We start from the raw sequence: 11,440 nt of genomic DNA, 5'->3' as shown, positions 1-11,440 counted from the left end.
AGGCTCCTTTGGTTGGGTACAACGAACACCGAGTATCAGGCATCGTCAATGGCGCGCGTATTGGCCTATGCCACCCGATGCCATAGAAGGGCAGAAAGATACGGCAGGAAAGTCACATGAAAAAAGCACTCATCACCGGCGTCACAGGGCAGGACGGCTCATATCTGGCCGAACTCCTGCTGGAAAAAGGCTATGAGGTACACGGGATCAAGCGCCGCGCGTCCTTGTTCAACACCCAGCGGATCGACCATATCTTTCAGGACCCGCACGAGCGGAACCGCAATTTTCACCTGCATTACGGCGATCTGACCGATACCTCGAACATCACGCGGATTATTGCCGAGGTGCAGCCCGATGAGGTCTATAATCTGGGCGCGCAAAGCCATGTTGCAGTCAGCTTCGAGGCCCCGGAATATACCGCCGATGTAGACGCCAACGGGGCCCTGCGCCTGCTGGAGGCCATCCGTTTCCTCAAGATGGACCAGAAGACACGGTTCTATCAGGCGTCGACGTCCGAGTTGTATGGACTGGTGCAGGAGACCCCGCAGACCGAAACAACTCCGTTTCATCCCCGCAGCCCCTATGCGGTGGCCAAGATGTACGCCTATTGGATCACGGTGAACTACCGCGAGGCCTATGGAATGTACGCCTGCAACGGCATCCTGTTCAATCACGAGAGCCCGCGCCGGGGCGAAACCTTTGTCACCCGGAAGATCACGCGCGGTTTGTCCAATATCGCGCAGGGGCTTGAGCCGTGCCTGTACATGGGCAACATCGACGCGCTGCGGGACTGGGGCCATGCCAAGGATTACGTGCGGATGCAGTGGATGATGTTGCAGCAGGACAGGCCCGAGGATTATGTGATCGCCACCGGTGTGCAGTATTCCGTGCGCCAGTTCATCGAATGGTCCGCCGCCGAACTGGGCCTGACCCTGCGGTTCGAAGGCAGCGGCATTGACGAGATCGGCATCGTTGACAAAATCACCGGCGACAAGGCCCCGGCGCTGCGTGAGGGTGATGTGATTTTCCGCATCGACCCGCGTTATTTCCGCCCGGCTGAGGTGGAAACGCTGTTGGGCGATCCGTCCAAGGCCAAGGCCAAGCTGGGCTGGGTGCCGCAGATCACCGCGCAGGAGATGTGTGCCGAAATGGTCGCGAACGACCTGCGCAATGCCCGGCGCGAGCGGGTGCTGAAGGATCATGGCTATGATCCGCAGATGTCGCGCGAGGATTGAGGCATGGCCCGAAAGCTCTTTCTGACCGGCGGTGGCGGCATGGTGGGCCGGAACATCCGCGACCATGCGGCCGCGTCCGGCTGGGAGGTGCTGGCCCCCGGCTCCGCCGAGGTCGACCTGACAGATGCCCGCCAGACCGCCAATTACATCGCCACGCAGCAGCCCGACGTGATCGTCCATGCGGCGGGGCGTGTGGGGGGTATCCAGGCGAACATGGCGCATCCGGTGGCGTTTCTTGAGCAGAACATCGCCATCGGGCGCAATGTGATCATGGGCGCGCGTGCCGCCGGGGTGGCGCGGCTGATCAACCTCGCCTCCACCTGCATGTATCCGGCAGAGGGGCAGAACCCCCTGCGCGAGGAAACCATCCTTACCGGGCCGCTGGAACCCACCAACGAAGGCTATGCCATTGCCAAGATCATGGCGATGAAGCTGTGTGACTATATCCGCGCGGAAGATCCGCAAGCGCAATACAAGACGCTGATCCCCTGCAATCTCTATGGCCCATATGACAAGTTCGACCCGAAGGCGTCGCACCTGCTGCCTGCGATCATTCACAAGGTTCACACGGCAAAACAGACCGGGGCCGACACGGTCGAGATCTGGGGCGACGGCACCGCGCGGCGCGAATTCATGTATGCGGGCGATCTGGCCGATGCGGTATGGAAGGCGGTGGATGATCCCGCAGCCCTGCCCGGCGCCATGAACATCGGGTTGGGTCATGATCATTCGATCAACGATTATTACGCAACCGTCGCCGGGGTGATCGGCTGGGAGGGGACTTTCACCCACGACCTGTCCCGCCCTGTCGGCATGAAACAGAAACTCTGCGCCACCGACCGGCAGACTGCCTGGGGCTGGCAGGCCCCGACCACATTGCGCGACGGGATCGCCAAGACCTATCGCCATTACCTGGAGCATTACGCGTCATGAGCTTTACCTACCCCCTTGCCACGTCGTCCTGGGATGACGCGGAATATGCCGCCATCGACCGGGTCATCAAATCCGACATGTTCTCCATGGGGCCGGAGGTTCGGGCCTATGAGGCAGAGTTCGCCGATTTGTTCGGCTCGAAATTCGCGGTCATGGTCAATTCAGGGTCTTCTGCAAACCTGCTGATGACGGCGGCGCTGTTCTATACCAAAAACCCCGCGCTGAAACTGAACCGGGGTGACGAGGTGATTGTGCCGGCGGTCAGTTGGTCCACCACCTATTACCCGCTGTCGCAATATGGCCTGCGGCTGAAGTTCGTGGACATCGACCGCGAGACGTTGAACTACGATCTTGATGCGCTGGAGGCCGCGATCACCGACAAGACGCGCGCGCTGATGGTGGTGAACCTGCTGGGCAACCCCAATGACTTTGCCCGGCTCAAGGCCCTGACAGAACCGCGCGGCATCGTGATGATCGAAGACAATTGCGAATCCATGGGCGCGACGTTCGAGGGCAAGCAGGCGGGCACCTTTGGTGTGATGGGCAGCTATTCGTCCTTCTTCTCGCATCACATCTCGACCATGGAGGGCGGGATGGTCGTCACCGACGACGAGGAACTGTACCACGTCATGCTGTCGCTGCGCGCCCATGGCTGGACCCGAAATCTGCCCAAGTTCAACCACGTCACCGGCGAAAAGTCGGACGATCCCTTTGAAGAGAGCTTTCGCTTTGTCCTGCCGGGATACAACCTGCGTCCGCTGGAAATGTCGGGCGCGCTGGGGCGTGAGCAGATCAGGAAACTGCCGGGGCTGATCGAAGGGCGGCAGGCCAATGGCGCGTTATTGCAGGAGGCGCTGGAAGGGCATCCGCGTTTCATGATCCAGCGCGAGATCGGCAGATCAAGCTGGTTCGGCTTTTCGCTGGTCCTGCGGGAGGAACACGCCGGGACGCGGGCGCAGATGGTGCGTGAATTGGGGGAAAGGGGCTTTGAATGCCGCCCCATCGTGGCCGGAAACTTTGCCAAGAACGAGGTCATGCAGCACATTGAACACGAGATTCACGGCGCGCTGGCAAATGCGGATTATATCGACGCCAACGGGCTTTTTGTCGGCAACCATCACTATCCCCTGCCAGAGGCGATCAAGGAACTGGCCAAACTATAGGCGCTCGAAACAGCGGGTTCGCCAATTGTTGATCGCCAACCGCCTTTGTTCCGATTGTTTCCAATGCGTGAACAGTTCAGGGTCGGAAAGGCGCAGTTTGCAACAAATTCCGCAGGCCGGTCGCCACGCCATATTCCCGCCGCTTTGGACGGGTTAAGGTCGCCCGGAACAACGACGAGGACGATGCGATGACAGCACAGGAGATCACGCCGGTTATCCTTTGCGGAGGCTCGGGAACGCGGCTTTGGCCCGTTTCCCGCAAGAGTTTCCCCAAGCAATTCATCGCCCTGATCGGTGAGGGCAGCTTGTATCAGCAGTCAACCACGCGATTGTCAGGTCCGGGCTATGCCGCGCCGATGATCGTGACGAATTCGGATTTCCGTTTTATCGCGACGCAGCAGCTTGCCGATGCGGGCCTTGATCCCGGTGCCGTGCTGATCGAACCGCAGGCGCGCAACACGGCACCCGCCCTGCTGGCGGCGGCGCTTGTGCAGATGCAATCCAACCCCGACACCCTGATGCTCGCGGCCCCCTCTGACCACTACATCACACAGGCGGAAAAGTTCCGCGAAAGCGTGCAGCGCGGTGTGGCGGCGGCTTTGGCAGGGCAGATCGTGACCTTCGGGATCAGACCCGACCGCCCGGAAACCGGCTATGGCTACCTTGAAGTGGGCGAAGGCGACAGTGCATCAGTGGTGCCGCTGAAACGCTTTGTCGAAAAGCCCAAGCTGGCAGAGGCGCAGCGGATGCTGGAGACCGGGGGCTACCTGTGGAACGCGGGCATTTTCATGTACACCGCCAGAACGCTGGTGGATGCCTATGCGACCCACGCCCCCGAGATGCTGAAGCATGTGCAGGCCGCCGTTGATGCCGCCAGGCCCGATCTGGGCTTTCTGCGCCTCGATCCCGAGGCATGGGCGCGGTGCGAAGACATTTCCGTTGATTTCGCGATCATGGAAAAGGTGAGCAACCTCAGCGTGATCGAACATCACGGCGATTGGTCCGATCTTGGCGGTTGGACGGCGGTGCATCAACATGCCCAGACCGATGCGGATGGCGTCGCCTTGCAGGGTGCGGCGCTGGCGATTGATTGCAAGGACAGCCTTTTGCGGTCTGAAAACGAGGCGCAGCAGATCGTCGGGCTGGGCCTGGACGGGATCGTTGCGGTGGCAATGCCGGACGCGGTGCTGATCGCCCACCGGGACCGGGTGGCCGATGTTGGCAATGTGGTCAAGGAAATGCGCAGGCGTGATATTCCCCAGGCCGATACCTTTCCCAAGGATCACCGCCCCTGGGGCTTTTTCGAAACCCTGATCCTGGGCGGGCGGTTCCAGGTCAAGCGCATCGTGGTGACCCCCGGTGCCGCGCTGAGCCTGCAAAGCCATGTGCATCGGTCGGAACATTGGATCGTGGTCGCCGGAACGGCAAAGGTTACGATCGACGACAAGGTGCAACTGGTCTGCGAAAACGAGTCCGTCTACATCCCGCTCGGGGCTGTTCACAGGATGGAAAACCCCGGCAAGGTGCCGATGGAGCTGATCGAGGTGCAGACCGGAAGCTATCTGGGCGAAGACGACATTGTGCGCTACGAGGACGTCTATGCGCGCGGCCAGGGCGCAAAGGGTTAGGCCAGAGCACAACGCGGGCTGTTGTCAATGAAGCCTCAATGCTGGGCTCTCATTCACAAATGAAGACATGTCATTTTTGACATGTCTTCATTTGCTTGGAGGCAGAAGGTGGCAGGCACAAGCATCAAGGTCCCTGCGGCAGGATACTGGGCCGGGTTCAGAATTGGCCCTATTTCAGCAAGGCCGCCAAATAGGCACCATAGCCGTTCTTGCGGAAAAGCTCGGCCCGTTCAGCCAGTTTTGAATCGTCGATCCAGCCCAGATCATGCGCGATCTCTTCCAGGCAACCGGTCTGCAAACCCTGCCGGGTGGTCAGCGTCCGCACGAAATTTCCCGCATCCAACAGGCTCGCATGGGTGCCGGTATCCAGCCAGGCATAACCGCGCCCCATGCGGTTCACCCGCAGTTCCCCCTTGGCCAGATACATCTCAAGCAAGGTGGTGATTTCCAGCTCGCCACGCTCTGACGGCTTGACCTGCCGGGCCAGCTTTGGCGCGTCGGCGTCCAGGAAATAAAGCCCTGTCACCGCGTAATTGGAGGCGGGCTTTTCCGGCTTTTCGATAATGGATTGCGCCACGCCATCCTTGTTGAAACCCACCACGCCATAGCGTTCAGGGTCGGACACATGGTATCCAAAGACGGTCCCGCCGCTTTCCTGCGCATCTGCGTCGGCCAGCAGTTCGGGCAACCCGTGACCGAAAAAGATGTTGTCCCCCAGAACCATCGCCGATGGCGCACCGTCCAGAAAATCTTCGGCCAGGATATAGGCCTGCGCCAACCCGTCCGGGCTGGGTTGGGTGATATAGGTCAGCGAAATACCCCACTGGCTGCCGTCGCCCAGGGTGCGTTTGAACTGATCCTGATCCTGCGGCGTGGTGATCATCGCGATTTCCCTGATCCCGGCCAGCATCAGGACAGAGATCGGATAATAGATCATCGGCTTGTCGTAGATCGGCAGCAACTGCTTGCTGACGCCCATGGTGATCGGGTACAGGCGCGTGCCCGAACCGCCGGCAAGAATAATACCTTTGCGCTGTGTCATCTGGATGCTCCAATATCTTCTAAAATATGCGTGAGTGTGGCCTGCCAATCGGGCCGCGAAATGCCAAAACGGCGCTCTGTCTCGGAACAATCCATACGCGAATTCAACGGGCGGACTGCCGGGGTCGGGTAATCTGAGGAGGGGATGTCCTTGACCTCGCAGGACAATCCCGCCTTGTCAAAGATCGCTCGCGCAAAATCTGCCCAACTGCAATCGGGTGCGCCTGAAAAATGGTAGGTCCCCGTCTTTTCAGGGTCAGCCGCCAGTTGTCCGGCGATGGCATGGCAGGCAGCGGCGATTTCCCGTGCGCCTGTAGGTCCGCCAATCTGGTCCGCCACGATGGTAAGGGCGTCGCGCTCGGCCCCAAGCCGCAACATGGTCTTTACAAAGTTGTTGCCATGCGCCGAAACAACCCAGGAAGTGCGCAGGATTGCATGCGTGCCGCCTGCCGCCCGGACGGCTTCCTCGCCCGCGCATTTTGTACGGCCATAGGCGCTTAGCGGGCCGGTCTGGTCGTCAGGTGCCCAGGGCCGGGTGCCGCCCCCCTCGAACACATAATCCGTCGAGATCTGGACAAAGGGAATGCCCAGTTCGGCGCAGGCCCGCGCCATGGCACCGGGGCTGTCGGCGTTCACAACAGCGGCCAGCGCCTCGTCACTCTCGGCCTTGTCCACGGCGGTATAGGCTGCCGCGTTGATCACGGCACGGGGGCGTTCCGCCTTGATAAGGGTCGCACAGGCGTCGGGAAAGGCAAGATCCGCACCTGCCCGCCCCACGCATTTCGTCCCGTCCAGCAGGGCCAGTTCCCGCGCGACCTGGCCGGTTTCACCAAAAACAAGAATGGTCATATGGCTTCCTTCCGATGGTTGGTTCAGCCTTTGACGCCCAGCCGTTCACCGACGCCCGCGCGGGCCTGCAACGCGCGCCACCAGTCCTCGTTATCGAGATACCACTGCACTGTCCGCTCCAGCCCCTCGTCCAGCGTGACGGAGGGCCGCCAGCCCAGTTCCGTCCTGATGCGTGTGGGGTCAATCGCATAGCGCAGATCATGTCCTGCACGATCCTCGACAAAGGCAATCTGCTCTTCGTACCTGGTGGCCTTTGGCCGTTTCTCATCCAGGATACCGCAGATTTTCCTGACGATATCAATGTTGCGGGCCTCGTTCTCGCCCCCGATGTTATAGCTTCGGCCCAACACGCCCTTTTCCAGCACAAGCAAGAGAGCGTCCGCGTGATCCTCGACAAAAAGCCAGTCCCGCACGTTGATCCCCTGACCGTAGACCGGCAGCGGCTTGCCCGCCAAAGCGTTCAGGATGATCACGGGGATCAGCTTTTCCGGAAAATGGAACGGCCCGTAGTTGTTCGAGCAATTGGTCAGGACGACCGGCAATCCATAGGTTTCGTGCCAGGCCCGCACCAGATGGTCGCTCGACGCCTTGGAGGCGGAATAGGGCGAGCGCGGGTCATAGGGTGTGTCCTCGGTGAACATGCCTGTTTCACCCAGCGACCCGAACACCTCGTCGGTGGAAATGTGGTGAAACCGGAACTCCTCCGGCTTGCCCGCCGTCACCCAACAGGCGCGGGCAGCCTCAAGCATGTTGTAGGTCCCGGTGATGTTGGTTTCGACAAAATCGCCGGGTCCGTCGATGGACCGGTCGACATGGCTTTCCGCTGCCAGATGCATCACCGCGTCAGGCGCATGTTTGGAAAAGGCCGCATCGAGTGCCGGACGGTCCCGAATATCCACCTGCTCGAACGCATAAAGCGGACTGTCCTTGATACTGTCGAGATTTTCGAGGCATCCCGCGTAGGTCAGCGCGTCCAGATTGACGACCTCATGACCGCGCGCCACGGCAAGACGCACAACAGCAGAGCCGATGAAACCGGCACCGCCGGTTACCATGATCTTCATGCTGCACCTTCAAATTCGAACGGGGTCTCAAAATCTGCGAGTAGCGGGGCCTTGCCATCCTTCTCGGACAGAACGGCACCGCCGCTCAGCCCCCAGTCGATCCCGATGTCAGGGTCATCAAAGCGCACGGCACCGTCACATTCCGGCGCGTAATAATCGCTGCACTTGTAGATGATTTCCGTATCCGGTGCCCGGGTGGCGAAACCATGCAGGAACCCCGCCGGAATCAATAGCTGCAACCCGTTCTCGGCGGTCAGCTCGTATCCGACCCATTGGCCAAATGTCGGGCTGCCCTTGCGGATATCGACGGCCACGTCGAAAAGCGCGCCGCGTCCACATCGCACCAGCTTGTCCTGCGCATGTGGCGGGGACTGGAAATGCAGCCCGCGCACCGTATTCACGGCAGCGGAAACCGAATGGTTGTCCTGAACGAAGTCAAGGTCAATGCCCTGATCAGCAAGCTTTTTGCGATTCCAGCTTTCAGAAAAGAAGCCCCGGTTATCGCCAAAACGCGGTGGGTTCAGCAAGACCACGCCGGGGAGTTTGGTCCGAGTAATAAAGTCCACGAAATTGCTCCGTCATTCTCAATCGCCCAGCCTTTAGCAAGCAGGCCTGAGAATGTCACGGCGCGAGTGGCGGCACTGCCGAAGTTTCGGGCAGTGCCGGGGAATATCGCCTATGAAACGACAGCGCGGTCGGTCATCCGCCGCCAGTCAGTGCCGTCTGAAAAGGCCGGAACAGCGCCGCCCGTCTCGTCCGTTACGAAGACCTGAGAACCCGCACCCGCTGTCGCGGCGGCGGGCAGGGTTGCCACTGTATAGCTTGCCAGCTGCACAGGCCCGAAATAGCTGGTGACCATCGTCGCGCGGTCAATCTTCAGAACGTCCTCGGCGTTTGCCTCATCGCGCAGCTTGAAATCGCCAGCGCCCGTGATCTTGAATTTCCAGTTACCCCCAGACGGATCGTCCACCATGATGAATGATGCCCCGCCGATCCCGCCAGTATTATGGACTCGCACGCTGGGTGCATCCTCGGCCACAACCGACAGCGTCTGGGTGCCTACACCCTCACCAATGGTGACCGAACCGGTGGTTCGGTCGACCTGGATGGCGCGCACGAATGTATTGCCATCCGCGCTTACCTTGATGGCAAAATCATCGTCTCCGGCGGTCCCCATTTCGGCGCGCCCGGAAAATCCGGTTTGAAACAGCAGGCTGGCGGTGTCGCTGTCGGCCGACTTGTTCATCTTGAGCTGATGGCCCGCGCCTGCATGAGAGAGCAATGTCGCATCAGCCGCAACCGTCAGGCGGTTTGTCGCGTCTGCCGTGGCATTCACCCCGACAAGGGGCAGGTTCTGCATGTCGATTTCGGGCGCTGTGGGTGCCACCCATGCCACACCGTCGAAACGCAAGGTCGCGCCCGAACCCGCGATGTCCGCACGCCACCCTGTCGCGGGCACAAAGAACTGCCAGCTGTCGTCCACCCACAGTGCAATGTTGTGATCCTGACCCGCCCAGGCATCTGCACCGGGAACAGCCACGATATAGCGGTCCCCATCAGCCGGGATCGCCGGCGGCGTGCCCAGGTCGGCGTTCAGCACCGACAATTGCGTCACGGCATCCAGGATGCGCAGCGCTTCATTGTGGGTGACATGCTTTTGCGCCTGCGCAGGTTGCAGATAAGGCAGCGCGAGGGTCGGAGAGGTCTCTGGCATCCAAATATCCTTTACGGGGTATGTCCATTGCGATCGCCGCGAGGATTGGCAAACGAAAGTAAACAAGCCGCTGGGCAGCGGCCGTTTGACCCAAATTTGACGCAACAGATAACCTTTAAAATGCGCCTTATCGGCCTCGGTATGGCCACATTCGCTCCCAGCCCCGCCCATGTTCCAATGCCAGGACTGGCCTCGGGTAATTGGGAGCTGGTGGCATGGTACGTGCAGTCTTTACTGTGGAGAATCCTCTGATCGCATCGCAGCAGGGGGCATTGGTCGGCATCAATGATTTGCAGTTGGTTCAAACGGCAGGGGGAACGATGCTTTATGCCGTCACCCGTGGTGGCGGCTGGGTAACGGCCTTTGATATCGGCGGCGCAGCGGGTGCCACCCGGCAAGACGGTGCCTTTGCGCTGACCGAACGCTATCTCACGCTGGAATCCACCGACCTTGTCCTGCGGGAAACTGCAAACGGGCCACAGCTGTTCATGGCCGGGCTGAACAGTGCGACACTCAACGGCCTGCGCCTGGATTCCGACGGCCAGGGGGCGGCATTCGACGGTGCGGTCAATGTCTCGGCAAACGGTCAGAACCTTGGCCATTTCTCGGAGATGGAGCTGATCGGCGACGGCAACAGCGGGCTGGCCGCCCTGCGCGACGGCGGTCTGGTGAACCTGTCATTCGGCGCGGGCAGCACGCTGAACATGTCACAGATCAACCAGGGCAATGCCATGGACAATGCCCGCGCCACGGACATCGTCACCACAGTTCACAACGGGCAGACCTATGCCTTTGTCAGTTACGGGGCCGAGGATACAATCAGCATGTTCCGGCAGGACGCAGGCGGTGTCATGCGGCATGTCACGGATGTGGACGCCAGTGACGGGCTTTGGGTCGATCAGCCCGGCGCGATGGCTGTGTCCCATACGCTTGATGGCGGCGTATTTGTTGTTGTCGCCAGTTCGGGCAGCGATTCATTGACGGTTCTTGAGGTCTCCTCGAATGGGTTGCGCCCGGTGAATCATGTGCTCGATGGTCTGGACACCAGGTTCGCCGGTGCCAGCCACGTGACCAGCGTCACCATCAGCGGGCAGGACTACATCCTTGCAGCGGGGTCCGATGCCGGGCTCAGCCTGTTCGTGATGCTTCCCGGCGGCCGCCTGCAACATGTCCAGACCCTGGAAGGCACAGCACAGGCCCCGCTGAACGGGATCACTGCGCTTGAAGCCATGGCCACACCGCACGGCTTGCGGATCTGGGTCTCGACCCAGGCCGCGCCTTATCTGTCGGAGTTCAGCGTCGACTTGCCCAACCTCGGTTCCAGCCTGTTGGCGCAGGCTTCGGGGGGTGCTCTCTCAGGTACGGCCCGCGACGATGTCCTTGTGGGGCAAGGCGGCGCTGACAACATCGCCGCCGGGTCAGGTGACGACATCGTCATGGACGGCGGCGGGCATGATACCTTGACCGGCGGCGCTGGCGGGGATCTGTTCATCCTGGCACAGGACGGCGCACGCGATATCATCAGGGACTTTCAGATCGAATATGACCGGATTGACCTGTCGGCCTTCGGGCAATTGGCGGGTATTGGCGGGCTGCGGATACAGCAGCGCAGTTGGGGTGCGGAATTCATCATCGGCAACGAGATCATCGAGGTCCGCTCTGCCAATGGCGGGTCACTGAACGCACGGGATTTCAACCATCTCAACCTGATCACGGGCGGCAGGATCGAAACCGATCCGGACGCCTATGACGACGGCCCAGCGCCCAACCCGACACCGACACCGACACCGACACCGACACCGACACCGACACC

Annotated in this window: 9 protein-coding genes and 1 pseudogene; 5 read left to right on the top strand and 5 right to left on the bottom strand. The window is 60.7% G+C overall.

The features are described 5' to 3' along the window. Positions 1 to 116 precede the first annotated feature (116 nt). The 4 genes from gmd to A8B82_RS21070 all read left to right on the top strand — a co-directional run bounded on the left by gmd (position 117) and on the right by A8B82_RS21070 (position 4,959). Complete coding sequence (gmd, locus tag A8B82_RS21085) at positions 117 to 1,235, top strand: GDP-mannose 4,6-dehydratase (RefSeq protein WP_067297050.1); 1,119 nt, start codon at positions 117 to 119, stop codon at positions 1,233 to 1,235. 3 nt (positions 1,236 to 1,238) lie between these two features. Next, on the top strand, positions 1,239 to 2,168 hold the full coding sequence (locus A8B82_RS21080) for a GDP-L-fucose synthase family protein (RefSeq protein ID WP_067297047.1): 930 nt from the start codon (positions 1,239 to 1,241) through the stop codon (positions 2,166 to 2,168). Beyond that, positions 2,165 to 3,331, top strand: coding sequence for a DegT/DnrJ/EryC1/StrS family aminotransferase (locus A8B82_RS21075; RefSeq protein WP_067297045.1), 1,167 nt, complete (start codon positions 2,165 to 2,167; stop codon positions 3,329 to 3,331). Before A8B82_RS21080 ends, A8B82_RS21075 begins: the two co-directional genes overlap by 4 nt. Before the next feature lie 188 nt (positions 3,332 to 3,519). Next, positions 3,520 to 4,959 (top strand): mannose-1-phosphate guanylyltransferase/mannose-6-phosphate isomerase, encoded by a 1,440-nt coding sequence (locus A8B82_RS21070; RefSeq protein ID WP_067297042.1) that lies wholly within the window; start codon positions 3,520 to 3,522, stop codon positions 4,957 to 4,959. 169 nt (positions 4,960 to 5,128) lie between these two features. Here the strand turns inward: A8B82_RS21070 and rfbA are convergent, their stop codons facing one another. The 5 genes from rfbA to A8B82_RS21045 form a co-directional block, all read right to left on the bottom strand. Beyond that, a complete protein-coding gene (gene rfbA, locus A8B82_RS21065; protein WP_067297040.1) occupies positions 5,129 to 6,001 on the bottom strand; it encodes a glucose-1-phosphate thymidylyltransferase RfbA in 873 nt (290 codons plus the stop codon). Beyond that, complete coding sequence (rfbD, locus tag A8B82_RS21060) at positions 5,998 to 6,849, bottom strand: dTDP-4-dehydrorhamnose reductase (protein ID WP_067297038.1); 852 nt, start codon at positions 6,847 to 6,849, stop codon at positions 5,998 to 6,000. Before rfbD ends, rfbA begins: the two co-directional genes overlap by 4 nt. A gap of 23 nt (positions 6,850 to 6,872) precedes the next feature. Further along, complete coding sequence (gene rfbB, locus A8B82_RS21055; protein ID WP_067297035.1) at positions 6,873 to 7,913, bottom strand: dTDP-glucose 4,6-dehydratase; 1,041 nt, start codon at positions 7,911 to 7,913, stop codon at positions 6,873 to 6,875. Continuing rightward, the gene (gene rfbC / locus A8B82_RS21050) at positions 7,910 to 8,479 is read right to left on the bottom strand and encodes a dTDP-4-dehydrorhamnose 3,5-epimerase (RefSeq protein WP_067297034.1); all 570 of its coding nucleotides are present in this window, start codon (positions 8,477 to 8,479) and stop codon (positions 7,910 to 7,912) included. The genes rfbB and rfbC overlap by 4 nt, the downstream gene beginning before the upstream one ends. A gap of 110 nt (positions 8,480 to 8,589) precedes the next feature. Then, positions 8,590 to 9,627, bottom strand: coding sequence for a DUF2793 domain-containing protein (locus A8B82_RS21045; protein WP_067297031.1), 1,038 nt, complete (start codon positions 9,625 to 9,627; stop codon positions 8,590 to 8,592). A gap of 215 nt (positions 9,628 to 9,842) precedes the next feature. Here A8B82_RS21045 and A8B82_RS21040 point away from each other — a divergent pair. Next, positions 9,843 to 11,440: pseudogene (locus tag A8B82_RS21040) on the top strand (hypothetical protein); the annotation flags it as partial.

Origin of the sequence: Sulfitobacter sp. EhC04 (assembly GCF_001650875.1) — a bacterium.
GTDB lineage: Bacteria > Pseudomonadota > Alphaproteobacteria > Rhodobacterales > Rhodobacteraceae > Sulfitobacter.
Note: the sequence above shows the minus strand (reverse complement) of the source record. Positions and strands in the feature narration are given on the sequence as shown.

Coding starts and splice junctions, on each gene's coding strand:
- gmd (WP_067297050.1), top strand. CDS start 117: ATGAAAAAAGCACTCATCACCGGCGTCACAGGGCAGGACGGCTCATAT.
- A8B82_RS21070 (WP_067297042.1), top strand. CDS start 3,520: ATGACAGCACAGGAGATCACGCCGGTTATCCTTTGCGGAGGCTCGGGA.
- A8B82_RS21080 (WP_067297047.1), top strand. CDS start 1,239: ATGGCCCGAAAGCTCTTTCTGACCGGCGGTGGCGGCATGGTGGGCCGG.
- A8B82_RS21045 (WP_067297031.1), bottom strand. CDS start 9,627: ATGCCAGAGACCTCTCCGACCCTCGCGCTGCCTTATCTGCAACCTGCG.
- rfbD (WP_067297038.1), bottom strand. CDS start 6,849: ATGACCATTCTTGTTTTTGGTGAAACCGGCCAGGTCGCGCGGGAACTG.
- rfbB (WP_067297035.1), bottom strand. CDS start 7,913: ATGAAGATCATGGTAACCGGCGGTGCCGGTTTCATCGGCTCTGCTGTT.
- A8B82_RS21075 (WP_067297045.1), top strand. CDS start 2,165: ATGAGCTTTACCTACCCCCTTGCCACGTCGTCCTGGGATGACGCGGAA.
- rfbA (WP_067297040.1), bottom strand. CDS start 6,001: ATGACACAGCGCAAAGGTATTATTCTTGCCGGCGGTTCGGGCACGCGC.